Source organism: Nocardiopsis akebiae (assembly GCF_018316795.1).
Taxonomy (GTDB): Bacteria; Actinomycetota; Actinomycetes; order Streptosporangiales; family Streptosporangiaceae; genus Nocardiopsis; species Nocardiopsis dassonvillei.
Window position 1 is genome coordinate 4,870,357 of sequence record NZ_CP074132.1, and the last position, 25,619, is coordinate 4,895,975.

Annotated in this window: 22 protein-coding genes; 14 read left to right on the forward strand and 8 right to left on the reverse strand. The window is 72.6% G+C overall.

Features of this window, described 5'->3' with window-relative positions; genetic code table 11:
- Positions 1-249 precede the first annotated feature (249 nt).
- Positions 250-612: a DUF1622 domain-containing protein gene (locus KGD83_RS20855; protein WP_212640779.1), complete on the forward strand. Its 363-nt coding sequence runs from the start codon at positions 250-252 to the stop codon at positions 610-612.
- A 41-nt stretch (positions 613-653) separates the two neighbouring features.
- Here the strand turns inward: KGD83_RS20855 and KGD83_RS20860 are convergent, their stop codons facing one another.
- Both KGD83_RS20860 and KGD83_RS20865 read right to left on the reverse strand, forming a co-directional pair.
- Positions 654-1,118: a hypothetical protein gene (locus KGD83_RS20860; RefSeq protein WP_212640780.1), complete on the reverse strand. Its 465-nt coding sequence runs from the start codon at positions 1,116-1,118 to the stop codon at positions 654-656.
- Between the two features lie 64 nt (positions 1,119-1,182).
- Positions 1,183-1,389 carry a hypothetical protein gene (locus KGD83_RS20865; RefSeq protein WP_212640781.1) on the reverse strand — a complete coding sequence of 69 codons (207 nt, stop codon included), beginning with the start codon at positions 1,387-1,389 and terminating at the stop codon, positions 1,183-1,185.
- A 207-nt stretch (positions 1,390-1,596) separates the two neighbouring features.
- On the opposite strand from KGD83_RS20865, the gene KGD83_RS20870 reads away from it, so the two are divergent.
- The 10 genes from KGD83_RS20870 (at position 1,597) to KGD83_RS20915 (ending at position 13,766) form a co-directional block, all read left to right on the forward strand.
- Positions 1,597-2,592: a bifunctional adenosylcobinamide kinase/adenosylcobinamide-phosphate guanylyltransferase gene (locus tag KGD83_RS20870; RefSeq protein ID WP_212644528.1), complete on the forward strand. Its 996-nt coding sequence runs from the start codon at positions 1,597-1,599 to the stop codon at positions 2,590-2,592.
- Positions 2,593-2,696: 104 nt separating this feature from the next.
- Positions 2,697-3,455, forward strand: coding sequence for an adenosylcobinamide-GDP ribazoletransferase (locus tag KGD83_RS20875; protein WP_212644529.1), 759 nt, complete (start codon positions 2,697-2,699; stop codon positions 3,453-3,455).
- Between the two features lie 342 nt (positions 3,456-3,797).
- Complete coding sequence (locus KGD83_RS20880; RefSeq protein ID WP_212640782.1) at positions 3,798-5,297, forward strand: leucyl aminopeptidase; 1,500 nt, start codon at positions 3,798-3,800, stop codon at positions 5,295-5,297.
- Between the two features lie 138 nt (positions 5,298-5,435).
- Positions 5,436-6,812 carry a dihydrolipoyl dehydrogenase gene (gene lpdA / locus KGD83_RS20885; protein WP_212640783.1) on the forward strand — a complete coding sequence of 459 codons (1,377 nt, stop codon included), beginning with the start codon at positions 5,436-5,438 and terminating at the stop codon, positions 6,810-6,812.
- A gap of 121 nt (positions 6,813-6,933) precedes the next feature.
- On the forward strand, positions 6,934-8,706 hold the full coding sequence (sucB, locus tag KGD83_RS20890) for a 2-oxoglutarate dehydrogenase, E2 component, dihydrolipoamide succinyltransferase (RefSeq protein ID WP_249352485.1): 1,773 nt from the start codon (positions 6,934-6,936) through the stop codon (positions 8,704-8,706).
- Positions 8,707-9,010: 304 nt separating this feature from the next.
- Positions 9,011-9,577, forward strand: coding sequence for an NADPH-dependent FMN reductase (locus tag KGD83_RS20895; protein WP_212640785.1), 567 nt, complete (start codon positions 9,011-9,013; stop codon positions 9,575-9,577).
- Between the two features lie 559 nt (positions 9,578-10,136).
- The gene (locus KGD83_RS20900) at positions 10,137-11,063 is read left to right on the forward strand and encodes a TIGR01777 family oxidoreductase (RefSeq protein ID WP_212644530.1); all 927 of its coding nucleotides are present in this window, start codon (positions 10,137-10,139) and stop codon (positions 11,061-11,063) included.
- 10 nt (positions 11,064-11,073) lie between these two features.
- A complete protein-coding gene (gene lipB, locus KGD83_RS20905; RefSeq protein ID WP_212640786.1) occupies positions 11,074-11,778 on the forward strand; it encodes a lipoyl(octanoyl) transferase LipB in 705 nt (234 codons plus the stop codon).
- A 93-nt stretch (positions 11,779-11,871) separates the two neighbouring features.
- A complete protein-coding gene (lipA, locus tag KGD83_RS20910) occupies positions 11,872-12,825 on the forward strand; it encodes a lipoyl synthase (protein WP_047867607.1) in 954 nt (317 codons plus the stop codon).
- A 215-nt stretch (positions 12,826-13,040) separates the two neighbouring features.
- Complete coding sequence (locus tag KGD83_RS20915; RefSeq protein WP_047867606.1) at positions 13,041-13,766, forward strand: DUF4191 domain-containing protein; 726 nt, start codon at positions 13,041-13,043, stop codon at positions 13,764-13,766.
- A gap of 83 nt (positions 13,767-13,849) precedes the next feature.
- Here KGD83_RS20915 and KGD83_RS20920 read toward each other — a convergent pair whose 3' ends face one another.
- The 5 genes from KGD83_RS20920 to KGD83_RS20940 form a co-directional block, all read right to left on the reverse strand.
- On the reverse strand, positions 13,850-14,074 hold the full coding sequence (locus KGD83_RS20920; protein ID WP_212640787.1) for a helix-turn-helix domain-containing protein: 225 nt from the start codon (positions 14,072-14,074) through the stop codon (positions 13,850-13,852).
- Positions 14,074-14,724: a DUF2975 domain-containing protein gene (locus tag KGD83_RS20925; protein ID WP_212640788.1), complete on the reverse strand. Its 651-nt coding sequence runs from the start codon at positions 14,722-14,724 to the stop codon at positions 14,074-14,076. The genes KGD83_RS20920 and KGD83_RS20925 overlap by 1 nt, the downstream gene beginning before the upstream one ends.
- A gap of 162 nt (positions 14,725-14,886) precedes the next feature.
- Positions 14,887-16,263 carry an LCP family protein gene (locus tag KGD83_RS20930; protein ID WP_212644531.1) on the reverse strand — a complete coding sequence of 459 codons (1,377 nt, stop codon included), beginning with the start codon at positions 16,261-16,263 and terminating at the stop codon, positions 14,887-14,889.
- Between the two features lie 195 nt (positions 16,264-16,458).
- On the reverse strand, positions 16,459-17,901 hold the full coding sequence (locus tag KGD83_RS20935) for an LCP family protein (protein WP_212640789.1): 1,443 nt from the start codon (positions 17,899-17,901) through the stop codon (positions 16,459-16,461).
- A gap of 282 nt (positions 17,902-18,183) precedes the next feature.
- Positions 18,184-18,660, reverse strand: coding sequence for an RDD family protein (locus KGD83_RS20940; protein WP_212640790.1), 477 nt, complete (start codon positions 18,658-18,660; stop codon positions 18,184-18,186).
- 351 nt (positions 18,661-19,011) lie between these two features.
- Here KGD83_RS20940 and glnA point away from each other — a divergent pair, with 351 nt between their 5' ends.
- Positions 19,012-20,436, forward strand: a complete 1,425-nt coding sequence (glnA, locus tag KGD83_RS20945) for a type I glutamate--ammonia ligase (RefSeq protein ID WP_013151983.1) — start codon at positions 19,012-19,014, stop codon at positions 20,434-20,436.
- Positions 20,437-20,641: 205 nt separating this feature from the next.
- A complete protein-coding gene (locus tag KGD83_RS20950; RefSeq protein ID WP_212640791.1) occupies positions 20,642-23,743 on the forward strand; it encodes a bifunctional [glutamine synthetase] adenylyltransferase/[glutamine synthetase]-adenylyl-L-tyrosine phosphorylase in 3,102 nt (1,033 codons plus the stop codon).
- Between the two features lie 200 nt (positions 23,744-23,943).
- Here KGD83_RS20950 and KGD83_RS20955 read toward each other — a convergent pair whose 3' ends face one another.
- Positions 23,944-24,816 (reverse strand): ketopantoate reductase family protein, encoded by an 873-nt coding sequence (locus tag KGD83_RS20955; protein ID WP_212640792.1) that lies wholly within the window; start codon positions 24,814-24,816, stop codon positions 23,944-23,946.
- 70 nt (positions 24,817-24,886) lie between these two features.
- On the opposite strand from KGD83_RS20955, the gene KGD83_RS20960 reads away from it, so the two are divergent.
- Entirely contained in the window at positions 24,887-25,516 is a 630-nt protein-coding gene (locus tag KGD83_RS20960) for a TetR/AcrR family transcriptional regulator (RefSeq protein ID WP_212640793.1), read from the forward strand.
- The last annotated feature ends 103 nt before the right edge of the window (positions 25,517-25,619 follow it).

The window sequence follows — 25,619 nt, forward strand, 5'->3', positions numbered from 1 at the left end:
TCCGGGCGCCCGAACCAACCCCCCGCGAGCTGAGCCCGGTTCGGAAAACGGACCCCAGCCGCACTCGGGCGGTGTCCGACGCAGCGGGCCCGGCCGCCCCCAGGACGGCCGGGCCCTTCCGTGTTCCCGGCGCCCCCCTGCGCGCTCGGCCGGTCCGAACGGTCCTCGGCGGCCGCGCGGCCCCCGGTGTCGCCCCCGCCCGATCTGGGTAGCTGCCGGCGCGCACGCACGCGGTACGGAGGGGGCTCCATGGACATCGCGCACGTCATCGAGGCGGTGGGCACCGCGGTCGACATCGCCGGGGTCGGCGTCATCGTCGTCGGGGCCCTGGGCGCGACCGCGCTGTTCCTGTACCGGTGGGCCGGTGGGCACGGGCTGGACGCGGCCTACCGACCCTACCGGCAGGGGCTGGGCCGGGCGATCCTGCTGGGCCTGGAGTTCCTCGTCGCCGGGGACATCATCCGCACGGTCGCGGTGTCGCCCACCTTCGCCACGGTGGGAGTGCTCGCCGGGATCGTCCTCATCCGGACATTCCTCAGCTTCTCCCTGGAGGTGGAGTTGGAGAACCGCTGGCCGTGGCAGGGCCGCCGATCCGTCCCCGGCACCGGCTGACCCGCGCAGGAGGCCCCGGCAGACCGTCCGCGCCGGAACGGTCAGCGCGCCATGTCGCGTGACAGGTGGGAACTGCGCAGGCGCCGGGTCCGCACCAGTCGCGCCAGGTCGGCGCGCGTCTGGTGGGACAGCTGGACGTGGAAGTAGTTGACGTGTTCCAGGAGCGCGAAGAGCCACAGGCCCAGGCCCGGCCACACCCTCGTCCACGGGGCGTCGGCGGCCAGGGCCGCGGCCACCACCGCGCCGCCCGTGAGGAACAGTGCGATGTTGGCCCGCCCCAGGGCGCGGAAGAGCGCCATGCCCGTCGGACGGCGGGCCCGCGCGCGCAGTTGGCGCACCTTGACCCACCAGTAGGCGCCGCCCTCCGCCAGCAGCAGGGCGAAGAGGGCGAAGCCGACCAGGTTGGCGGGTGAGGCGGGCACGCCCAGAAGGAGGAACAGCACCGTCGCGAACAGGGGGATGTTGACCAGTTCCAGGACGGCCAGGGTGCGCAGAGCAGGAATCACGCCCACATTGTCACGGAGGCGGCCGACCGCTCCGGGGCCCTCGCGGCCCCCGGAGGGGCGTGCGCTACTCGACGGGTTCCAGGGACATCGCGTAGACCTCCGTGTCGCCGTCGAGCAGGGCGACGCGTCCCACGCCGCCCTCGGCCAGCTCCTGCCAGGTCTCCCCCAGCCAGCTCTCCGCGTCGCCGCGCGAGGTGAACGACTCCGAGGGCAGGTCCTGCCCCAGCGGGTCGGCTCCGTCGGCCTCGAAGTACCGCCAGGTCCACGCCATGTTCGACCGCCCCTTCGTCACGGAGGTCACAGCGCCGGTCACCGTGATCCTGGCCCGAGCTTAACCAAGCCTTGGCGGAGGATGCTGTTTACTTTTTCGGTGCGTATCCGATTTCTCGGGACTGCCGGGCACTCGGGGTGGCCCGCCCCCCAGTGCACCTGCGCTTCCTGCAACAAGGCCCTCGCCGAGCGCCGCCTGCCGCTGCGCGTGACCGTGGACGACCGCTTCCGCGTCCGCGAGGCGGGGGTGGTCGGCCCGGTGCCGCCGGGGTACTCGGTGAGCCCGACCCCCGACGGCGTGCTGGTCGAGGGTCCCGACGGGGGCAGGCTGTTGTACGCGCGCACGGGCCCGGGGCCCCTGCCCGGCGTGCCCCCGGCGGAGGCGCGCGCCGAGGGCTCCTCCGGCTACTCCTCCGTCCGCCCCGACCAGCAGGTGGACATGGTCGTCGTGGACGCCGCGCAGCGGCCGGAGGTCATCGGCGAGCTGCGGCGCTCGGGGGTGATCGGGGTGACCACGGCCGTCGTCGCGGTCGGCGGCGACCACCGCGTCCGCTCACCGGAGGAGTTCGCCCGCCGGGCCCGGCTGTGGGGCGCCCTGGTACCGAACGACGGGCAGGTCCTGTCGTGCCCTCCGGCGGTGTGGCCGGAGTCGCGGCCGCGCGGGCCGCACCGGACCCTGGTGACCGGGGGCGCTCGCTCGGGCAAGTCCACCGAGGCGGAGCTGCGCCTGATGGCGGAGCCGAAGGTGCTGTACGCGGCGACCGGCCCGGAGCCCGACCCGGTCGCGGACCCCGACTGGGCCGACCGGGTGGCCCGGCACGTGCGGCGCCGCCCCTGGTGGTGGCGCACCGAGCAGACCACCGACCTGGCCGCGCTGCTCAAGGGCGCCAGGGGCGCGGTGCTGGTGGACTGCCTGGGCACCTGGCTGACCCGGGTGATGGACGGGGCCGGGCTGTGGGAGGACAGCCCCCCGCCCGACGCCGAGGACGAGGTGGAGGAGGCGGTCCACGGGCTGCTGGAGGCCTGGCGCTCCACCCAGGCCTACGTCGTGGCGGTCACCAACGAGGTGGGCTCGGGCGTGGTGCCCGCGACCCGCGCCGGGGGGCTGTTCCGCGACCACCTGGGCCGGTTGAACCAGTGGGTCGGCGCCGAGTCCGAGGACGTGGTGCTGGTGACCGCGGGCCGCGTCCTGGAGCTGCCGTGAGCGCTGCCGCCGATCCCCCTCCGGAGGGCCCCGCGCCGGACGGGCCTCCCCCGGGCGGCTCCTCCGGCCCCTCCCGGGCCGCGGACGCGGTCGCGGGGGCCCGGATGGCGCTGGGGACGTTCACCGTGTTCCCGGTGCGCGCGGGGCGGCTGGACCGCCGGGTGGCCGGGTGGGCGATGGTGTGGGCGCCCGTGCTGGGCGCGCTCCTGGGCGGCCTCACCGGCGCCGCGGCCGCACTCGGAACGGCGGTCGGCCTGTCCGCCGCCCTGGCCGCGGTGCTGGCCGTCGGCCTGGGGGCGCTGCTGACGCGGGGGCTGCACCTGGACGGGCTGGCCGACCTGGCCGACGGGCTGGGCAGCGCGCGCCCGGCCGAGGGCGCCCTGGAGGTGATGCGCCGGTCCGACATCGGCCCGTTCGGCGTCATCACCCTGGTGGTCGTGCTCGCCGCTCAGGTCCTGGCCCTAGGACAGCTGGTCCAGGCCTCGGCCGGCGCGGCGCTGACGGGCGCGGCGGCGGCCGGGGCCGCCGGGCGGCTGGCGGTGGCTCTGGCGTGCGCCCCGCGCGTGCCCCCGGCGCGGCCCGAGGGGCTGGGGGCGTTCGTGGCGGGGACCGTGCGCCTTCCGGGTGCGCTGCTGGCCGCCGTCCCCGTGCCGCTGGTGTGCCTGGCGGGCTGGGCGCACGCGCCGGGATTCGCGCTGGCCTGCGCGCTCTCCGTTGCGGCGGGGCTGCTGGCGGCGGGCCTCGTGCTGCGCCGGGCGGTGCGTCGGCTGGGCGGCGTCACGGGCGACGTGCTGGGCGCGCTGTCGGAGACGGCGGTGACGACGGCGCTGGTGGTGGCCGCGGCGGCCTCGGCCCGGCTGTGAGGACCGGAACGGGGATTCACGGCCCCGGTCGGCGGGCCCCGGGGCGTCCCACCAGGCGGTTTCCTACCAATCGGTAAGCGGCCCAGCGGTGCCCGATGTCGTGATCATCACATTTTTTCACACAGGTTTCACGGTTCTCGCGGACGGGAACGCGGAGTCATCCCCGGAGACGGCCCACGACGCCCTTCACCGGCGGCCAGAGGCACCCTCGCCGCGCGCGCGGGGCGGAGCCGACCCCGCACACCCCCGGCTCCCGCGGCCCCCGCAGCGCCGCGTCAGGGCCCCCGCGGACCCGGGGCGCCGCGTCCCCGCCGGGCGCGCGGGGCGACTAGCATCGGGGACGTGAGCACGTCGTTGTCAGTAAATACGGAGTCCCCCAGTTCGCTCGACGCCGACGCGGTTGTCGTCGGTTACCACTCCGGAGGCGACGCTCCGGAGCCCGCGTCGGGCGCTCATGACGTCGATGCCGCCTTCTCCGGCGGCCTCGCCCAGACCCTGTCGCTCCTGGGAGCGAGCGGCGCCCCCGAGGAGGTGCACACCCTTGCCTCCCTCGGAGCCGTCAAGGCCCCGGTCGTCGTCGCGGTCGGTCTCGGCCCCGCGCCCGCCGAGGGCCCCGTCGACCCCGACGTCCTGTCCCGCGCCGCCGGCGCCGCGCTGCGCTCGCTGACCTCGCGCCCCGAGGGCGCGGGCCGCGTCGTCCTGGCCCTGCCCGCCGGGACCGCCGCCGAGGCCGGAGCCGTCGCCCTCGGAGCCCACCTCGGCGCCTACGGCTTCGACCGGTACCGCACCGCCGCCAAGGACAAGCCCGCCGCCGAGCTGGTCCTGGCCAGCTCCGCCGGGGACGCCCGGGAGGCCGCCGAGCGCGCCGCCGTCCTGGCCGAGGCCGTCAACCTCACCCGCGACCTGGTCAACACCGCACCGGCCGACCTGGTGCCCGAGGACCTGGCCGCCACCGCCCAGGAGATCGCCCAGCAGTCCGGCCTGCGCGTCGAGGTCCTGGACGAGGCCGCCCTGTCCGAGGGCGGCTACGGCGGCCTGACCGGCGTCGGCCAGGGCTCGGCCAACCCGCCCCGCCTGGTCCGCCTGGCCCACAGCCACCCCGATGCCACCAGGACCGTCGCCTTCGTCGGCAAGGGCATCACGTTCGACTCCGGCGGCCTGTCCCTCAAGCCCGCGGGCTCGATGGACTGGATGAAGTCCGACATGGCGGGCGCCGCCTCCGTGCTGGCCGCCATGCGCGCCATCGCCGCCCTGAACCTGCGGGTCAACGTGGTCGGCTACCTCGCCGTGGCCGAGAACATGCCCAGCGGCACCGCCCAGCGCCCCTCCGACGTGCTGACCATCTACGGCGGCAAGACCGTCGAGGTGCTCAACACCGACGCCGAGGGCCGCCTGGTCATGGCCGACGCCCTCGTGCGGGCGCAGGAGGACGAGCCCGACCTGGTCGTGGACATCGCCACCCTGACCGGTGCCCAGCTGGTCGCGCTCGGCACCCGGGTGTTCGCGGTCATGTCCAACGACGACGAGGCGCGCGACCGGATCGTCGCCGCGGCCGCCGAGGCGGGCGAGGCCTCCTGGCCGATGCCCCTGCCCGAGGAGCTGCGCGCGGGCCTGGACTCCGCGGTCGCCGACATCGCCAACGTGGCGGGCGAGCGCTGGGGCGGCATGCTCTCGGCGGGCGTCTTCCTCAAGGAGTTCATCGACGAGGGCGTCACCTGGGCGCACCTCGACATCGCCGGACCGTCCTTCAACCAGGGCGGTCCGCACGGCTACACCCCGAAGGGCGGCACCGGCGCGGGCACCCGCACCCTGGTCCGCATCGCCGAGGAGTACGCCGGATAGCACCCGCCCAGGGGGCGGCCTCCCGAGCCGGAGCGCCGCCCCTCCCGGCCACCGCGGCCGCGCACACCCTCCCTCCGCCCGCGCGGGGCCCGGCCGCGGCCACCACCCATCACCAGCCACAACAAGGAGTTCGTTCCCGTGAGTGAGAGCGGCGGCACCTTCGACCTCGTCGTCCTTGGCGGCGGCAGCGGCGGCTACGCGGCGGCACTGCGCGCCGCGGAGCTGGACATGAGCGTCGTCCTGATCGAGAAAGACAAGCTCGGCGGCACCTGCCTGCACCGCGGCTGCATCCCCACCAAGGCCCTGCTGCACTCGGCCGAGGTCGCCGACTCCGCCAAGGAGAGCGAGAACTTCGGGGTCAAGGCCACGTTCGAGGGCATCGACATCCAGGCCGTGCACACCTACAAGGACAAGGTGATCGGCGGCCTGTTCAAGGGCCTGACCGGCCTGGTCAAGTCGCGCAAGATCACCGTCGTCGAGGGCGAGGGCAAGCTCACCGGCAAGGACGAGGTCACCGTCGACGGCACCGTCTACAAGGGCCGCAACATCCTGCTGGCCACCGGTTCCAAGCCCAAGACCCTGGGGCTGGACATCGACGGCGAGAAGGTCATGACCAGCGACCAGGCCCTCGACCTGGACCGCGTGCCCGAGTCGGTCATCGTCCTGGGCGGCGGCGTGATCGGCGTGGAGTTCGCCAGCGTGTGGCGCTCCTACGGCGCCGACGTCACCATCGTCGAGGCCCTGCCGCACCTGGTGCCGGTGGAGGAGGAGTCCAGCTCCAAGCTGCTGGAGCGCGCCTTCCGCAAGCGCAAGATCAAGTACGAGCTGGGCACCCCGTTCGAGTCGGTCAAGACCACCGACTCCGGCGTGACCGTCACCCTCAAGGGCGGCAAGACCCTGGAGGCCGAGGTCCTGCTGGTGGCCATCGGCCGCGGGCCGGTCTCGGAGGGCCTGGGCTACGAGGAGCAGGGCATCACCCTGGACCGCGGCTTCGTCCGGGTGGACGAGAACCTGCACACCGGCGTGGGCGACGTCTACGCCGTGGGCGACCTCATCCCCACCCTCCAGCTCGCCCACGTCGGCTTCGCCGAGGGCATCTTCGTCGCCGAGCACATCGCCGGGCAGAACCCGCCCGCGATCGACTACGACGGCGTCCCCCGCGTCACCTACTGCGAGCCCGAGGTCGCGTCCGTGGGCCTGACCACCAAGGTCGCCAAGGAGCGCGGACACGACGTCGTGGAGATGAACTACAGCCTCGCGGGCAACGGCAAGAGCCAGATCCTGCAGACACAGGGCGCGGTGAAGGTCATCGCCGAGAAGGACGGCCCCGTACTGGGCGTCCACATGGTCGGCAGCCGCGTCGGCGAGCTGATCGCCGAGGGGCAGCTGATCTACAACTGGGAGGCCCTGCCCTCCGAGGTGGCCCAGCTGATCCACCCGCACCCGAGCCAGTCCGAGGCGCTGGGCGAGGCCCACCTCGCACTGGCGGGCAAGCCGCTGCACGTCCACGACTGACCGCACCACCGGGGGCGGGCCGCAAGGGCCCGCCCCCGCACACATCCGCGCTGCCCATCAAGGGGTTGGGCAGAGACCGCGCCCAGATCCAACGAGGAAACCCATGCCGACTTCCGTTTCCATGCCCGCCCTGGGTGAGAGCGTCACCGAGGGCACCGTCACCCAGTGGCTGAAGAACGTGGGCGACACCGTCGAGGTGGACGAACCGCTCCTGGAGGTCTCCACCGACAAGGTGGACACCGAGATTCCCTCACCCGTCGCGGGCGTACTCACCAAGATCCTCGTCGACGAGGACGAGACCGTGGAGATCGGCGCGGAGATCGCCGTCATCGGCGGTGAAGGCGAGAGCGCCGACGACGGGGGCGGCGCCGAGCCCGCCGCCGAGGAGTCCGCGCGGGAGCCCGAGGAGACCGAGAAGCCCGAGGAGGAGGCCGCCGAGGAGCCCGCCCCCGAGCCCGAGCCCGAGCCCGAGCCCCAGTCCGGGTCCGACGCGCAGGCCTCGTCCTCCGAGCAGGGACCGACCACGTCGGTGACCATGCCCGCCCTGGGCGAGAGCGTCACCGAGGGCACCGTCACCCAGTGGCTCAAGAGCGTGGGCGACACCGTCGAGGTGGACGAACCGCTCCTGGAGGTCTCCACCGACAAGGTGGACACCGAGATTCCCTCACCCGTCGCGGGCGTACTCACCAAGATCCTCGTCGACGAGGACGAGACCGTGGAGATCGGCGCGGAGATCGCCGTCATCGGCGGCACCGGGGACGAGCCCCCGGCCGTCTCCGAGGGCGCCGCCCCGGCCGAGGCCGAGCCCAAGGCCGAGCCGAAGCCGGAACCCGCCAAGCCCGCCGCCCCCGAGCCCGAGCCCGGGGCCGAGCCCGCCGCGGACCGGGGCGAGGACGGCGAGAGCCCGTCCGTGGACATCGGCACCCTCAGCGGCACCGGCCGCGCCTCGGGCACCGACGCCGGCACCGAGGCGTACGTGACCCCGCTGGTGCGCAAGCTCGCCTCCGAGCACGGCGTGAACCTCAGCCGCGTCAAGGGCACCGGCGTGGGCGGTCGCGTCCGCAAGCAGGACGTGCTCAAGGCCGCCGAGGAGCAGAAGGCCGACGCCGCGCGCGCCGCCGCCCCCGCGCCGTCCTCGGCCCCGCGCAAGGGGGCCACCGACACCTCCCTGCGCGGCCGTACCGAGAAGCTCACCCGCCTGCGCCTGTCCATCGCGGACCGGATGGTGGAGTCTCTGCACGTCTCGGCCACGACCACGCAGGTCATCGAGGTGGACGTCACCAAGATCGCCCGCCTGCGCGAGCACTCCGCCGAGCGCTTCGCCGAGCGCGAGGACGTGCGGCTGGACTTCTTCCCGTTCTTCGCGCTGGCCGCGGTGGAGGCCCTGCGCTCCCACCCCAAGCTCAACGCCGTGGTCGACAGCGACAAGCAGGAGGTGACCTACCACGACGTGGAGAACCTCGGCGTCTCGGTGGACACCGAGCGCGGTCTGCTGGCCCCCGTTGTCAAGGACGCGGGCAAGCTGGGCCTGGGGGAGCTGGCGCGCAGGCTCAAGGACCTGACCGAGCGCGCGCACACCGGCCAGCTCGGCCCGGACGAGCTGGGCGGCGGCACGTTCACCATCACCGAGACCGGCTGCACCGGCGCGCTGTTCGGCACGCCGATCATCAACCAGCCGCAGGTGGCCATCCTGGGCACCGGCGCGGTCGTCAAGCGCCCCGTCGTGGTCGAGGACACCGCCATGGGCGACGAGGTGATCGCGGTCCGCTCGATGGTGTACCTGTCGCTGGCCCACGACCACCGCCTGATCGACAGCGCCGACGCCGGGCGCTTCCTCCAGAGCGTGAAGGCGCGTCTGGAGGAGGGCGCCTTCGAGGACGACCTGGGCCTTTAGGCCCGGCCGCGAAGGCCCCCACACCACCCGCCGGGCCGGGTGCCGCATGTCGGCACCCGGCCCGGCGCGTCCTTTATAGGGGAATGTGTTGTCCGATTTGACCTCAAGACCTGTTGAGGTCCTAGCGTTGGCCTGTCCCCTGGGGAGTGCTCCGCGGAGGCTTTCGGATCAGCGAGATGCTCCGAGGAACACGACCCGAGAACCGACGGTGCGCCGCGCGGCTCCCTGAGCCGGTCCGCGCGTGCCCGCCCGACGTGCCCGCTCACGTGTGGGCCGAGACGGCACCAGAGAAGCAAGGACCCACATGGACAACCTTCGGATCGCGGTCATCCTCGGCGGAAACCGCCGGGGCCGCACCGGACCCGCCGTCTCCCGCTGGTTCGTGGACCGGGCCCGGAAGTACCCGGACCCCTCCGTGGCGTTCGAATTCCTCGACGTGGAGGACATCAGCCCGCAGGACGGCCACGGCGGCCCGATGGCCCCGGAGTCGGCGCGCACGGTGGAGGCGGCCGACGGGTACGTCGTGCTGACACCGGAGTACAACCACGGCTACCCGGGCGAGCTGAAGAGCGCCATCGACGCCGCGCGCCGGGAGTGGTTCGGCAAGGCGGTGGGCTTCGTCTCCTACGGCGGGATGTCCGGCGGCCTGCGGGCGATCGAGCAGCTGCGGTCGGTCTTCTCGGAGCTGCACACCGCCACGATCCGCGACACGGTCAGCCTGCACAACGCGCAGACGATGTTCGGCCCGGACGGGACCCCGGTGGTGGACATGTCGTCCGCGGAGGCCGCCGTGGAGCGGATGCTGCGCCAGCTGGCGTGGTGGGCGCTGGCCCTGCGCGAAGCCCGGGAGCGGCGCCCCTACCCCGGTTAGGTCGTGTTCCTCGGATCATTTCGGACTCGCGACCACCGGGCTGCCTCTCGCTGCGCCGGTTTCGCTTGAAAAGCCGACCAGGCCGACCTGCGCGAACCGTCTTGCGAGAGATGGCCCGGACGGCCGCTCGCTGCTCCGGAAGCCTCCGCGGAACACTCCCTGGACTGACCGGCTGAGGGGCCCGCGGGCTTCTCAGGCACCCGCGGTCCGCGCCTCCTCGGGGGCGGCGCGGAGCCCCGCGGCGGGAAAGTGGACGGGGCGGCGCCTCTCGGCACCGCCCCGTCTTTCTACCCCACCAATCACCATCCCCTGATGATCCCCATCATCAAAGGTCTGTGGTCGGGGACGCGGCAGTCAGCCCGACAGCGCGTCGCCCACAGTAGCCCCGCGTTGACGCGGAGTTCCTGTCCCACGTTCAAACTAGAAGACCGAGGCCCCCTCGCGCAGCTCTTTCGAGGAAAAAGCCGAAGAAAAACCGGGCGGGTGTCCTCCGTCGTCCGTTTGGTGTGTCTTCACGCGCGAGGACCGCCCTCCTTCGGGTAGACCCAGGACCATGCGAGTGGCTATCACGGGGGCGACGGGTCTCATCGGCAGGGCGCTGGAGGCGTCCCTGCTCGGCGACGGGCACACGGTGGTGCGCATGGTGCGCCACCTGCCGCGGGGGCGGCACCACCCGGACGTGGAGGAGGCGGAGTGGCGCCCCGAACAGGGACGGGTGGACACCGTGGCCCTGCACGAGGCGGACGCCGTGGTGCACCTGGCCGGGGCGCCGGTCGGCCCCGCCCTGTGGACGCGGCACCGGCGCACCCTCATCCGACGCAGCCGTGTGCGCGGCACCCGCACCCTGTGCCAGGCCCTGGCGGGGATGTCCTCGCCTCCCCCGCGCCTGCTGAGCGCCTCGGGAATGCACTTCTACGGCGACACCGGCGGGCGGGCGGCCACCGAGGCCTCCCCGCCGGGCACCGGCTTCCTGGCCGGGGTCTGCCGGGACTGGGAGGAGGCCACCGCCCCGGCCGAGGAGGCGGGCCTGTCGGTGGCGCACATGCGCACCTCGGTGGTGCTCGACCGCTCGGGCGGGATGCTGGGCACTCTGCTGCCGCTGTACCGGGCGGGGCTGGGCGGGCGCCTGGGGTCGGGGCGCCAGTACATGAGCTGGATCGCCATGCGCGACCAGATCGGTGCCGTGCGCTTCCTGCTGGAGCACCCCGAGATCACCGGGCCGGTGAACATGTGCGCTCCCGAACCGGTGACCAACGCCGAGTTCACCAGGGCTCTGGGCCGCGCCCTGAGGCGCCCCGCCGTCCTGCCGGTCCCCGCGCTGGCGATGCGCGCGCTGCTGGGGGACTTCGCCGAGGAGACCGCGCTGATCGACATGAGGGCCGAGCCCGAACGCCTCACGGAGGCCGGTTATTCCTTCGCGCTGCCCACCGTGGACAGTGCGCTATCCGACATCCTGGCCAGACCCGCGCAGTCCACCGGGGCGTAAGGTTGGATGTGTGAGTGATCTCGTTTACGCATGGCTGGGCGACGCTCCCGTCCCTTACCACCAGGGCTGGGATCTCCAGAAGCGGCTCCACGAGAGCCGCGTCGCCGATGAGGTGCCCGACACCGTCCTGTTGCTGGAGCACGAGCCCGTGTACACCGCCGGAAAGCGCACCGGGAGGTGGGATCGTCCCATCACCGATCCCGGGGCGCCCGTGGTGGACATCGACCGGGGCGGCAAGATCACCTGGCACGGCCCCGGCCAGCTGACGGTGTACCCCATCGTCCGGCTGCCGGACCCCGTCGACGTGATCGCCTACGTCCGGATGCTGGAGGAGGCCGTCATCCGCACCGTCGCGGAGTACGGCCTGACCGGCATGCGGGTGGAGGGGCGCACCGGGGTGTGGCTGGCCGCCGACCCCGAGCGCGGCCTCATCGAGCGCAAGGTGGCCGCCATCGGCTGCCGGATCGCCCGCGGGGTCGGGATGCACGGGCTCGCGTTGAACTGCAACAATGACATGTCGTGGTACGACCGGATCGTCCCGTGCGGAATCACCGACGCCGGGGTCACCTCGCTCTCCGCCGAGCTGGGGCGCGACGTGTCCGTGGCCGACGCGCGGCCCCGGATGGAACGCCACCTGGCGGACCTGCTCGGCGCGCGGGAGTACCGCCACACCGACGGCGCGGACCTGCTCTCCGGCGCCACCGCGCGTGGATGACACACCACACCATGAGCCAGTCCCCGCGGGGACGCCGAGCCCCCACGAGGGGAAGGGTCCCCGGCACGGGGCACAGAAGGGAACGGGTTCACGTTGACCATCGCTCCTGAGGGCCGCAGGCTGCTGCGCGTGGAGGCGCGCAACAGCGAGACCCCCATCGAGAAGAAGCCGCCGTGGATCAAGATCAAGGCGCACATGGGGCCCGAGTACACCGAGCTCCACTCCCTGGTCAAGAGCGAGGGCCTGCACACGGTCTGCCAGGAGGCCGGGTGCCCCAACATCTACGAGTGCTGGGAGGACCGCGAGGCCACCTTCCTCATCGGCGGCGACCAGTGCACGCGGCGGTGCGACTTCTGCAACATCGCCACCGGCAAGCCCACCGCCCTGGACCGCATGGAGCCGACCAAGGTCGCCAACTCCGTGAAGACCATGGGGCTGCGCTACGCCACCATCACCGGTGTGGCCCGTGACGACCTGGAGGACGGCGGCGCCTGGCTGTACGCCGAGACCGTCCGCAAGATCCACGAGCTCAACCCGGGCACCGGCGTGGAGCTGCTGATCCCCGACTTCAACGCCGACCCCGACCAGCTGGCCGAGGTGTTCGGCTCGCGTCCGGAGGTGCTGGCGCACAACGTCGAGACGGTGCCGCGGATCTTCAAGCGCATCCGTCCGGGCTTCCGCTACGAGCGCTCCCTCAAGGTGATCACCGAGGCGCGCGCGGACAACCTCGTCACCAAGTCGAACCTGATCCTGGGCATGGGCGAGACCCGTGAGGAGATCAGCGAGGCCATGCGCGACCTGCACGAGGCCGGGTGCGACCTGCTGACCATCACCCAGTACCTGCGCCCCTCCAAGCTGCACCACCCGATCGACCGGTGGGTCAAGCCGGAGGAGTTCGTGGAGCTGGGCCGGGAGGCCGAGGAGATCGGCTTCGCCGGTGTCATGTCCGGGCCGCTGGTGCGCTCCTCCTACCGCGCGGGCCGCCTGTACAAGCAGGCCCGGGAGAAGAGGGACGCCGAGAACGCCGCCCTGGCGAACAACGCGTAACGGATTTTCCACCCGAGTCGTGACCAAGCTGGAACGGTGGCCCGCTGGCCACCGTTCCTCAGTTACGGGCACCCGCACATATCCTGATGTGGACAGGCGCCCGTCGGTGGCGCCGCGAGGCGCCGCACCCACGACGACCGCGAAGAGGAGGCAAGGCAGCCGAGGGATCTCCTTCCCCGCCGATCCGGCGTCGGCGTGAGCTGCCTGAGAGCACGATGGCGAAAAAGCCCAAGGGTTCACAGAACACGGCCCAAGGCAAGGGCGGTGCCGAGAAGCAGCCGGGCCGTCTCAAGCAGATCGGCATGGTCGCCAAGGTCGTCCACCAGCAGAGTCCGCGCAGCATCCCGCTGGCGGTCACGGCGGCGTTGGTCATCCTCGCGGTGTTCGTCGGCATCGGCATCTGGACCGGGTCGTGGATCCTGTGGCCGCTGACCGGTCTGCCGGTCGCCTTCCTGGTGGGGTTCATCATCTTCACCCGCTCCGCGCAGCGCGTGCAGTACAAGATGCTGGACGGACGCCTGGGCGCGGGCATGGCGATCCTGGACAACATGCGCGGCAACTGGGTGGTCGAGCCGGGTGTGGCGGCCAACAAGCAGATGGACGTCGTGCACCGCGTGGTGGGGCGCCCCGGCGTGATCCTGGTCGGCGAGGGCGACCCCGGCCGCCTCAAGCCGCTGATCGCCGGTGAGAAGAAGCGCGTGGCCCGCGTGGCCTACGACACTCCCATCTACGACTTCAAGGTGGGCAACGGCGAGGACCAGGTGCCGGTCTCCAAGCTCCAGCGCACGCTGGTCAGGCTCCCGCGCAACCTGGACAAGGCCGGGACCGCCGAGCTGAACTACCGGCTCAAGGCGCTGCCCGCCAAGATGCAGATGCCCAAGGGGCCCATGCCCAAGAACGCCAAGATGCCCCGGGGCATGCGCGGCCAGATGGGCGGCTGACCCCGACCGGGGCCGCAGTCGGACGAGGGGGCCGTCGCACCGTCGGGTGCGGCGGCCCCCTCTCGCACGTGCCCGGGCGCGGCTCAGTCGGGGTCGTAGCTGATCAGGTCGCCCGGCTGGCAGCGGAGTTCGCGGCACAGGGCGGCCAGGGTCGAGAAGCGGATCGCCCTGGCCCGGTCGTTCTTGAGCACCGACAGGTTGACGACGGTGACGCCCACCCGCTCGGCCAGCTGGGTGAGGGTCATGCCGCGCTCGGCCAGGAGCTTGTCCAGGTGCACACGGACGCCGGCGGCCTCCTCGGGTGGCATCAGACGAGTCCCTCGACGTCCTCGCGGAGCCGGGTGCCCCGGCGGAAGACCTCGGCGAGGGCGGCGATGACGAGGCCGACCGCGACCAGCGGGAGGAGTCCGCCGTCGAGGTCCAGGCTGAGGGAGAACACCGCTGTGGCGTCCGCGCCCAGCGCCCGGTGCTCCAGGACGGCGCCGAGGAGGGCCTCCGCGGCCGGGACCGCGAGGGCGCCGGTGACCACCGTCAGGGCGATGGCGTACATGCGACGGACGTTCGCCGGGACGAAGGGGTCTCCCCCGTCCAGGGTCAGGACCATGCGCAGCAGCAGATAGGCGACCAGCCCCGCCGCCAGGGCGGTGAGCAGGGCGGGGGCGACGAGCATGACGCGCTCGGCCACGGAGGGGTCGTGGAAGGCGATCTCCATGCCGCCCGCCCCCTCGACGGTGACGTCGCCGCGCACGGCGACGTCCGGCGGCCGCGGCGCCGTGCCGGGGGGCAGGTCCCGCACGAGCACGTTGAGGCCCGCGCTCGTGGCGGCGGGGACGAGACCGGTGCTCCAGGCGAGCAGGAAGAGCCCGTGGACCACCTGGAAGCCCAGGAGGACAATAAGGACGAACCGGAGCAGAGCGGAGTCCGCCCCGGACCAGTCCAGGGCCTTGCGAAGGGACATGACGGCCTTTCTCTTATCGCTATTCGATAGTAACGATAAACGATAAGCCAGGTCCTGTCATCCCCTCGGGGCCGCCCTGCGGCGGCGCAAGGGCGTAGGAACAAAAAGGGCCCCGCGGACGCCTGTGCGGCGTCTGCGGAGCCCTGGAGCCCTCCGGGGGGCCTACTCGCAGCTGACCTCGTCCTCGGCGGCGCTGGTGGCGCCCAGACCGGCCAGGGCGTCGCCCCCGCCCCCGCCGCCGGAGCCGCCTCCGCTCACGGCCAGGCCGTCCCAGTCCTGCGCGCCCATCACCAGCTCCAGCTCCGGGCCGAAGTCGGGGACCTCCTCCAGCTGGGCGACGCTGAGCGCCGAGGCCAGTTCCTCGGCCTGCGCGCGCTGATCGGGGCCGTGGTAGATCGTGGTGACGGCGGGGGTCCGCTCGACCGGGTCGCCCTCTCCGGTGACGTTGAACCCCTGCTCGGTGAGCAGCGTCCCGACCTGGCTCGCCAGGCCGGTGATCCCCGTGCCGTTGAGCACCCGCACGGACACGTCCGCGGGCTCGACGGCCTCCTCCGAGCCCTCGCCGCCGCCCTCCTCCTCGGGCAGGGACTCACCCGCTGCGATTGCGGTGAACAGCTCCTGGGCGGGGCCCTCGTTGAGCACCAGCTTGTTCGCGTCACTCGGGGCCTCGAGGACCGGGGCGGTGACCATCCGCATCCGGCCCAGGTCGACCTCGCGCATGGAGATGGCCAGCTCGGTCATCTTGTCCACGGTGAACCCGTCGTCGGTCACCAGGCTGTCGGTGACCGAGCCCATGAAGTCGTAGAGCGTGGCGGGGCTGGACATGATCTCGCCGCTGGTGACCTTGCGCAGGATGGCGCCCATCATGCGCTGCTGGTTCTCGATCCGGTTGAGGTCGCTGCCCTGCTCCGTGCTGGCCCGGGAGCGGGCCAGGCCCAGCGCCTGCTCGCCGTCGAGGGTCTGCGTCCCGGCGTCGAGCGTGATGTGGGCCTTGGGGTCGTCGATCGGCTCGGGGACGCACATCTCCACGCCGCCGATGGAGTCCACGATCTCCTGGAAGCCCGCGAAGTCGACCATCACCATGTGGTCGAGGTGGATGTCGGTGACCGTCTCCACCGTGTTGCCCTGGCAGTCCATCCCGCCGTAGGTCATGGCGTGGTTGAGCTGGTCCACCGTGCCCGCCGTCACCCCGGGGTTCTCGCCGTTGGCCGGGCAGTCGGGCATCGGGACCAGAAGGTCGCGGGGCATGTTGACCATCGTCACCCCGCCCTCGTCCACGTTGACGCTCACCACGACGAGCACGTCGGGGCGGACGCCGTTGGCCACGCTGTACTCGGCGTTCTCCTCCGCGCGCTGGTCGGTGGCCAGCAGCAGGACGTTGTGGATGCCCTCCGCCTGGGCCGGGCGGTCACCCCAGGCGTCGGTGTTGACCTCCTCGGTGGCGATGCTGAGGACGTCGCGGTAGCCCGCGTACACGGTGAGACTGGCCGCGATGAGCAGACCGGTCGCCCCGCACGCCACCCACTGGCCGGCACTCATCTTGCCCGCCAGGGCTGAGGACGCGTTTCTGGGAGCCAAAGGGCACCTGCGATTCGGTATGGGACAAGGGCTGGTCCGGTCGGTGGGGGAGGCCGTACTGCGCGCGAGCTGACACGGACGTAACGGCCGGATGGTACCGGACGGGTACGTACCGTGTCAGATCGGAACCGGTCCCCGAGTGCCGGTGATCGGCCCTCAGCAGGCGCTCTCCTGGGCCCCGGCCGCGGTGGTGCCGCCCAGGTCCTCGGTGATGGAGACCTCGGACCCGGACGAGCCGCCCCCGCCCGTGAAGCCGTTCCAGTCCTGGCCGATGACCAGTTCCAGGGTCTGCGGGAGGTCGGCGACCTCCTCGGTGACCGCGCTCTCCAGCGAACCCGCCAGCAGTTCGGCGGCGGCCGCCTCACCCGGAGCGTAGTAGACGGTGGTCAGCTCGGGGAAGCGCACCACGGGTTCGCCGATACCGGTGACGTTGTACCCCTCCCCCAGCAGGACGCCCTGGACCTCGTTCGCCAGACCGGAGACACCGGTGTTGTTGAGGACCTGCACGGAGATGTCGGCGGGCGCCGGCGCGGCCCCGCCGGACCCCTCCTCCGACTCCTCCCCCTCGTCCTCCGGCTCCTCGTCCTCCAGGTAGGCGCCGGAGTTGATCGCCGCGAACAGCTCGGAGGCGGCGGGCTGGCTCATGGCCAGCCGGTTGGCGTCGGCGGGGTGCTGGCCGTTGGGCACGGTGACGAACTGGATGCGCTCCAGGTCCACCTCGCGCATGGAGATGGCGATGTCGGTCATCGTCTCCACGGTCAACTCCTCGTCGGTGGTCACCGAGTCGGTGACGGCGCTGAGGAAGTTGGTGATGGTCACCGGGCTGGTCATGACCTCGCTGCTGAGCACCTGGCGCAGCATGGCGCCCATGAACTCCTGCTGGCGGTCGATCCGGGACAGGTCGCTGCCGTCGCCCTGGCCATAGCGCGAGCGCACGTAGCCCAGCGACTCCTCACCCATGAGGGTCTGCATCCCCGCGTCCAGCGTCAGGTGCGCCTTGGGGTCGTCCACCGGCGCGGGGACGCACATCTCCACGCCGCCGATGGCGTCGACCATGTCCTTGAACCCGGTGAAGTCCATCATGACGAAGTGGTCCAAGTGCACGTCGGTGACCTCCTCGACGGTCTGCCACTGGCAGCCCACTCCGCCGAAGGTCATCGCCGAGTTGATCATGCCGCTGTGCGGGCTCATCCCCTCGTAGCCCTCCACCGCTTCGCAGCCGGGCAGGTCCACGACCAGGTCGCGGGGCAGGTTGACCAGCGTGGCCGCGCCGTTGTCCACGTTGATGCTGGCGATGAGCATGGTGTCCGGGCGCGCGCCCTCGGCCTCGCCGTAGTTGGCGTTCTCCCCCGACCGGACGTCGGAGCCGATGATGAGCAGGTTCATCACGCCCTCGACGCTGGTGGGACGGTCCCAGGCGTCGGTGTCCACCTGCGCCGTGGTGATGTTGCCGACGATGCCCTGGTACCAGCCGTAGCCGCCGAGGCTGGCGATGATGGCCAGGGCGGTGGCCACGCAGGCGACCCACTGCCCCGGGGACATGCGCACGGCGTGCACGGCGGCGGACGAGGGGCGGGGGGCGGAGCGTTTTCCAGCCATGCGAACCTTCGGGTGCGGCGGCGTGCGTGGGAGGCGGCCGGGTCCCCCGGCGGGGACGGGGCCCACCGGTGGGAACGGGCTCCGCGCCGGGACCGGGTCCCCGCGCGGGGTCCGGACCCGGTTCCCCGCGCGCGAACGGGGCCCGTGGGGGCGGGGAGTCGAGCGCGCAGGGTTTCGGTCCGTTCCCGGGCCAAGTAATGAACGGATGTTAACAGCAGCTCGGAGGGGCCGCGCCCACGCACGCCCCGGGCTCCCAGTCCGCCGAGAACCCCCTGTGAGGCCTCAGTAGCGGGTGGCGACCGTCCCTGCGGCCCGATCGTGCAGCCCGCGGGTGTCGCGGTCGTAGATGACGGCGGGGATGACCAGGCACAGCAGGAGGGTGCGCACCGTCATGGACACGAACCAGGGCCAGGAGCGCTCGCCGGTGGCGGTGATGCCCACGCCGACCAGGCGGCGGCCGACGGTGGTGCCGAAGAGGGTGAGCAGGAGGACGTTCATGACCGCGAAGACGACCAGGGCGGTGTTGCTGACCATCGGGACGGCCTCCGCCTGGCTGGCGTCCGCGCCGACCAGCCCGACGCCGTAGGCCCCCCAGGCGAGCGCGAGGGACAGCATCCAGTCCAGGACGAGTCCCACCAGGCGGCGCATCACACCGGGCACCGAACCCGGGCCGCTCTCGGGCAGGCCGAGCCGGTTGCCCCGGTACTGGAAGTCGTCCCCGGACGCCGCGGTGGCGGAGCCCCGGCTCTCGTCGCTCATGCTCTCCACGGTATCCACCCGGCCGGAGGGCCCGTACCCGGGGCGGCGGAGCGGCCGTGACCGCCCGCGCGGCCGATCATGGCGGAGGTCACACCGGAGATCGTGGCGGGGGCCACAAACAGTGCCGTCTCGTGTCCCTTTTCGACCTCTACAGGGCGGAATCACCGGGTCAGACCCGGTGGTCTGCGACAACAGCCGGGTCCGTAACATACAGGAAACAATCGAGACATGGCGCGGAAACCACCCGCTCCTAGCTTCGGAGACGAAGCCGGGAGACGGCTCGCGATCCGACGTGTCCGCGATGGGGCGGACCCCGGTCCACCGTCTCAGCCACCTGCACGGAGGTTCGTTTTGTTCAGCAGCGTCGACGAGGTGCTCGCCTACATCCGGGACGAGGACGTCAAGTTCCTCGACGTCCGATTCACGGACCTTTTCGGGGGCGTGAACCACGTTACCCTCCCGACCGAGAACGTCGACGAGTCGACGTTCACCGATGGCCAGATGTTCGACGGCTCGTCGATCCGCGGCTTCCAGGCCATCCACGAGTCCGACATGCTGCTGCTTCCGGACCTGAGCACCGGCGTGCTGGACCCGTTCCGCAAGCACAAGACGCTGAACATGACGTTCTTCGTCCACGACCCGCTGACCCTGGAGTCCTACAGCCGCGACCCGCGCAACGTCGCCCGCAAGGCCGAGGCCTACCTGCGCGGCTCCGGCGTGGCCGACACCGCCTTCTTCGGCCCCGAGGCCGAGTTCTACATCTTCGACGACGTCAAGTTCGAGACCCGGTCCAACACCGGCTACTACGAGATCGACTCGATCGAGGGCGCCTGGAACACCGGTTCGGCCATCGAGGGCGGCAACCGCGGCTACCGTCCCCGTTACAAGGGCGGCTACTTCCCCGTCGAGCCGGTCGACCACTACAGCGACCTGCGCTCGGACATGGTGCAGCAGCTGATCAAGTCGGGCATCGAGGTCGAGCTCCAGCACCACGAGGTGGGCACCGCGGGCCAGGCCGAGATCGGCATCAAGTTCGGCACCCTGCTCCAGCAGGCCGACAAGGTGCAGCTGTACAAGTACATCGTCAAGAACGTCGCCAACGCGGCGGGCAAGACGGCCACCTTCATGCCCAAGCCGCTCTTCGGCGACAACGGCTCGGGCATGCACTGCCACCAGAGCCTGTGGAAGGACGGCGAGCCGCTGTTCTTCGACGAGTCCGGCTACGGCCAGCTCTCGGACACGGCCCGCTACTACATCGGCGGCCTGCTCAAGCACGCCTCGGCGCTGCTGGCCTTCACCAACCCGACGGTGAACTCCTTCCACCGCCTGGTGCCCGGCTACGAGGCCCCGATCAACCTGGTCTACAGCCAGCGCAACCGCTCGGCCTGCATCCGCCTGCCGCTGACCGGCTCCAACCCCAAGGCCAAGCGCATCGAGTTCCGCGTGCCGGACCCGTCGGCCAACCCGTACCTGGCCTTCTCCGCCATGCTGATGGCCGGCATCGACGGCATCAAGAACAAGATCGAGCCGCCGGAGCCCGTGGACAAGGACCTCTACGAGCTGCCCCCGGCGGAGGCCCAGGCCATCAAGACCGTCCCGGCGTCGCTGGACGAGGCCCTGGAGGCCCTGGAGGCCGACCACGAGTTCCTGCTCGAGGGCGGCGTGTTCACCAAGGACCTCATCGAGACCTACGTGGACTTCAAGCGCACCGAGGAGATCGACTCCCTGCGCCTGCGCCCGCACCCGCGCGAGTTCGAGCTCTACTACGACATCTAAGGCGTAGACGGCAGCTCCGGGAGGGCGCGCACCGCGCACTCCCCCATCGGGGCCGGTATCCGTTCGGGTACCGGCCCCGACCCGGTTCCGGGTGCGCGGGACGGTCCGCCCCGTGCGCCGGGGGCTGGACCGGTCCGGGGCACCGGGGCCGCTCACCGGCCGGACCGTTACCGTTGAACACGTGGTGAGGGACGGAACGACGAACATGACGGCAGGCGCACTCGCCAGGCGCGGTTTCAGCGACAGCACCCGGGCCCTGCGGCTGGTGGAGGAGGCCGGGCTCGACGCCCGGGCCGACACCGAGATCATCGGAGCGCTCGCGGCCGCCCCCGACCCCGACCAGGCGCTCCTCGGGCTGATCCGCATCCTGGAGTCCGAACCCGACCCCGCCGAGTTCCTGCACGCGCTGCGCGAGGACCGGGAGCTGCGGGCCCGGCTGTGCCGGGTGCTGGGCACGAGCACCGCCCTGGCCGACCACCTGGTGCGCCACCCGGGCGACTGGCGGGAGCTGCGGGGCGCCGACGCCGCCCGATCCCCCGGGCCGGAGGAGGTGCGCCGCGGCCTGTTGCACACCGTGGGCGCCGACCCCCACAGCCCCGCGCCGACCGCCGACCCGGCCGTGGTCGGCGACGGTTCGCCGGAGGCCCTGCGGCACGTCCTGCGCGTGGCCTACCGCAGGCGGGTGCTGCGCCTGGCCGGGCGCGACCTGACCGGGCTGTGCACGGTGGACGAGGTCGCCGGGGAACTCGCGGACCTGGCCGCGTCGCTGCTGGACGCGTCGTTGGCGGTGGCCCGCGCCGAGCACCCCGAGGACGCCGCGCTGTGCCGCCTGGCCGTCATCGGCATGGGCAAGTGCGGCGGCCGCGAGCTCAACTACGTCAGCGACGTGGACGTGGTGTTCGTGGCCGAGCCGGTCGTGGAAGCGGACGGGGACGCGGGCGCGGGTTCCGGGAGGCCGGTGGACGAGCAGGCGGCGATGCGCGCGGCGACCCGGCTGGCCACCGCGATGATGCGCATCCCCGCCGAGACCGACGCCGAGGGCGCCCTGTGGGAGGTGGACCCGGCGCTGCGCCCCGAGGGCAGGAACGGCCCGCTGGTGCGCCCGCTGTCGGGGCACCGCGCCTACTACGAGCGCTGGGCCAAGACCTGGGAGTTCCAGGCGCTGCTCAAGGCCCGGCCGATCGCCGGGGACCCGGAGCTGGGCCGGGCCTACATGGACGTCATCTCGCCCATGGTGTGGGAGGCGGCGGGCCGCAAGGACTTCGTGGAGGACGTGCAGGCGATGCGCCGCCGGGTGGTGGCGCACATCCCGGCGGGCGAGGCGGAGCGCGAACTCAAGCTGGGCCCGGGCGGGCTGCGCGACATCGAGTTCTCCGTGCAGCTGCTCCAGCTGGTGCACGGGCGCACCGACGAGCGGCTGCGGTCGGGCAACACGCTGGAGGCGCTGGCCGCGCTGTCGGAGCACGGGTACGTGGGGCGCAGTGACGCGGCGGGGCTGGCCGAGGCCTACCGGTTCCTGCGGCGGCTGGAGCACCTGTTGCAGTTGGAGCGGCTGCGGCGCACGCACCTGATGCCCGTCGCTGCCGCCGAGGACGGTCCCGACCAGCTGCGCCGTCTGGGGCGGGCGCTGGGGATGACCGCGAACCCGGTGCGGGAGCTGACCGAAGCGCGCCGCCGGGTGTCGTCGGAGGTGCGGCGCCTGCACGAGAAGCTGTTCTACCGGCCGCTGCTCAACGCGGTGGCCAGGCTGCCGGGTGAGGAGGCGCGGCTGTCGCCGGAGCAGGCCAGGGACCGCCTGGAGGCGCTGGGGTTCGTCGATCCGGGAGGTGCGCTGCGCCACCTGGAGTCGCTGACCTCGGGGGTCTCGCGCAGGGCGGCGATCCAGCGGACGCTGCTGCCGGTGATGCTGGGCTGGTTCTCCGACTCCCCCGACCCCGACGCGGGCCTGTTGGGCTTCCGGCAGGTGAGCGAGGCCCTGGGCACCACGCCGTGGTACCTGCGCCTGCTGCGCGACGACGTGCGGGTGGCCGAGCGGATGGCGTGGCTGCTGGGGACGAGCCGGTACGTGACGGAGCTGCTGCTGCGCGCCCCGGAGGCGGTGGCGATGTTCGACGACGACGGCGACCTGGTGCGGCGCGACCCGAAGGTGCTGGCCGGGGAGGCGGAGGCGGCGCGGCGCCGGTACGACACGGCCGAGGAGTCGGTGTCGGCGGTGCGCGCGCTGCGCCGCCGCGAGCTGCTGCGCACCGCCGCGGCCGACCTGCTGGAAGTCGCCCCGGTCCAGGACGTGGGGGCGGCGCTGACCGACATCGCCGCGGTGACCATAGAGGCGGCGCTGCGGCTGGCGCAGAACCTGGTGGTGGCGGCGTCGGGGGACGAGCCGCTCACCCGGGTGTGCGTGGTGGCGATGGGCCGGTTCGGCGGCGGTGAGCTGACCTACGCCAGCGACGCGGACGTGATGTACGTGCACGACCCCCTGCCGGGCGTGGACACGGGCGCGGCGACCAGGCAGGCGCTGGCCGTCGTGCGGGAGTTGGCGCGGCTGCTGGAGATGCCCGCGGCCGAGCCGCCGCTGAAGGTGGACACCGACCTGCGCCCGGAGGGCCGCAGCGGTCCGGTGGTGCGCACGCTGGATTCCTACGCGGCCTACTACGGGCGCTGGTCGCAGGTGTGGGAGAGCCAGGCGCTGCTGCGGGCCGAGCCGGTCGCGGGCGACCCGCAGCTGCGGGAGGCGTTCACGAGGCTGATCGACCCGATCCGGTACCCGGAGGGCGGGATCGACTCCTCGGCGGTACTGGAGATCCGCAAGCTCAAGGCGCGGATGGAGTCGGAGCGGCTGCCGCGCGGCGCGGACCCGACGCTGCACACCAAGCTGGGCCGGGGCGGGCTGTCGGACGTGGAGTGGGTGGTCCAGTTGATCCAGCTGCGCCACGCGCACGAATACCCCGCCCTGCGGACCACCGGCACCCTGGAGGCGCTGGAGGCGGCCGTGGCGCACGGTCTGCTGGACGCGGAGGACGGCGAGGTGCTGGGCCGGGCCTGGCGGCTGGCGTCGCGGGTGCGGGGCATGGTGATGCTGGTGCGCGGCCGGGGCGGGGACTCGCTGCCCTCGGACCTGCGGGTGCGGGCGTCGCTGGCGGAGGCGATGGGCTGCCCCTGCGGCGGAGACGGCGAGGACGAGGAGGAGGGCGCCGGGGAGGGCGCCGAGTCCGTGCGTGAGGGCCCGGCCGAGCAGTTGACGGAGACCTACCTGCGCGCCACGCGGCGGGCGCGGGCGGTGATGGAGCGCGTCTTCTACGACGACTAGGGAGTGTTCCGCGCGGGCTTCCGGATCAGCGGGAGACCGTCCGGACCATCTCCCGCAGGACGGTTCGCGCGGGCCTGGAGCCGAAGGCTCTCCGCTGAGGGCGGCGGGCGGGACCGAAACGGTTCGAGGCACACGGCCCGGTGCCGCGTCGGCCGGCCCTCGACCCGTGGCGCCGCGCTGTTCGAGGGACGTGGCAGCGGCTAGCGGACTCCCCCAGGGGCAAGGAGCTGTTCGGCCAGTCGCTCCAGTTCGGCCGCCGCGGCGGGCGAGCGGTCGTTGAGTCCGCTGTGCACGGCCGTCGGGCTCTTCAGGAAGCGCCGGAGCACGGCCACGAGGAGCCCCTGCGGCAGGGCCCGCAACCCGGCGAACGCGCGGGGCACCGGCGGCGTCTCCAGCGCGGCGAGGTTGCGCCGCATGAGGTGGAGCATGCCGCGGACCGCGTCCGGGTCTTCGGCCAGCGCCACCGGGCCGCCCGCCGCGTGTACCGCCTGCCCGAGCGGGACCTCGAACGCGGCGTGCGTCCTGAGCCAGGCGTCCATCCGCGGCTCGGCCTTGGCGTTGATCCCGGCGGCACGGAACGTCTCCACGATCCGTTCCAGTCGCGGGGTGGTACGGCCGTCGGGCTCGCCGACCGGCATCGCGACCCGGCGGATGACGGGGCCGCTTCCTCGGTAGCGGACCACGTCGCCGTCCATAGTGCCGCCGAACGGGGGGAAGCCGAGCAGCAGCCGCTCGCGGCCGATCGCCGCGCCGAGCGCCTCCGGACCGGCTGCCCAGTTGAACTGGGACAGCACGTCGCCCCGGACACCGGCGAGTGATCCCAGCGCCGCGTCCGCCTGGTGGGTGCGGACGAAGACGGCGATCAGGTCGTACCCGCCGTCCGGGTGCTCGACCACCGGTACCGGCACCCGCTCGACCGCCGGGGCGTCCTCCTCGGCGAGCCGTACTCCGTGTCGGCGCAGGGCGGTCAGACGCTCGCCCCGGGCGAGGAGCGAGACGTCGTGGCCGGCCTCGTGCATGCGGGCGGCGAACAGGCTGCCGCAGACACCGGCGCCGTACACGAGCAGCTTCATGACAGTCCTCTTTCATACGTTCGTTTGATTCATACGTTCGTTTCATTCAAACATATGTAGAGTCCCTCGTGTGGCGACCACAGACACCCGCACCCAGATCCTCGACGCGGCCGAGCGCCTCTTCGCCGAGCACGGATACCGCGGCACCTCGGTCCGCGCTATCACCGCGCTCGCCGGGGCGAACCTGGCCGCCGTCGGCTACCACTTCGGCTCGAAGGCGGAGCTGATGGCCGCGGTCGCCCGCCGCGTGGTCGAGCCCATCAGCGCCGCCCAGCGCGCCGGGCTCGACGCGCTGCTCGCCCGGACCCCCGACCCGCCGGTCGGCGAACTGGTGGAGGCGTTCGCGGGGCCGCTGTTCGACGGGATGCCGGTCGGCGACGAGGGCGGCGCCCGGACGTCCCGGATGATCGTGACGATCCTCAGCGACCCGGCCGAGGAGGCGCGCGCCTGGACCGGTCCGGCCGAGGACTCGGTCCGCGAGCGCTACCTCGCGGCCTTCGCTCGTGTGCTGCCCGACCTCTCACCGGAGGAGCTGCGGTTCAGGATGCGGGGGATCCTTGCCGTGACGGCCGTCGACCGCCTCGAGGTCCACCAGCGGCCCTCCCCCGGCTGCGTGCACCCGGCAGCGGGCGAGGCGGCCCGGCGGTGGGCGGTCACGTTCCTCACCGCGGCGATGAGTGCGCCACCGACCCGGACCTGACCACCCGGGACGGGCGCGGGCCGGGAGGCGTCCGCCCCGCCGGTCGGGGTCTGGACGGTCTCGGCGCGGTGGCCGCCCCCGCGCCGGAGGAGTCGGACGCGGG

Coding starts and splice junctions, on each gene's coding strand:
- KGD83_RS20855 (WP_212640779.1), top strand. CDS start 250: ATGGACATCGCGCACGTCATCGAGGCGGTGGGCACCGCGGTCGACATC.
- KGD83_RS20865 (WP_212640781.1), bottom strand. CDS start 1,389: ATGGCGTGGACCTGGCGGTACTTCGAGGCCGACGGAGCCGACCCGCTG.
- KGD83_RS20875 (WP_212644529.1), top strand. CDS start 2,697: ATGGCGCTGGGGACGTTCACCGTGTTCCCGGTGCGCGCGGGGCGGCTG.
- sucB (WP_249352485.1), top strand. CDS start 6,934: ATGCCCGCCCTGGGTGAGAGCGTCACCGAGGGCACCGTCACCCAGTGG.
- KGD83_RS20895 (WP_212640785.1), top strand. CDS start 9,011: ATGGACAACCTTCGGATCGCGGTCATCCTCGGCGGAAACCGCCGGGGC.
- KGD83_RS20915 (WP_047867606.1), top strand. CDS start 13,041: ATGGCGAAAAAGCCCAAGGGTTCACAGAACACGGCCCAAGGCAAGGGC.
- KGD83_RS20920 (WP_212640787.1), bottom strand. CDS start 14,074: ATGCCACCCGAGGAGGCCGCCGGCGTCCGTGTGCACCTGGACAAGCTC.
- KGD83_RS20925 (WP_212640788.1), bottom strand. CDS start 14,724: ATGTCCCTTCGCAAGGCCCTGGACTGGTCCGGGGCGGACTCCGCTCTG.
- KGD83_RS20930 (WP_212644531.1), bottom strand. CDS start 16,263: ATGAGTGCCGGCCAGTGGGTGGCGTGCGGGGCGACCGGTCTGCTCATC.
- KGD83_RS20935 (WP_212640789.1), bottom strand. CDS start 17,901: ATGGCTGGAAAACGCTCCGCCCCCCGCCCCTCGTCCGCCGCCGTGCAC.
- KGD83_RS20940 (WP_212640790.1), bottom strand. CDS start 18,660: ATGAGCGACGAGAGCCGGGGCTCCGCCACCGCGGCGTCCGGGGACGAC.
- KGD83_RS20950 (WP_212640791.1), top strand. CDS start 20,642: ATGACGGCAGGCGCACTCGCCAGGCGCGGTTTCAGCGACAGCACCCGG.
- KGD83_RS20955 (WP_212640792.1), bottom strand. CDS start 24,816: ATGAAGCTGCTCGTGTACGGCGCCGGTGTCTGCGGCAGCCTGTTCGCC.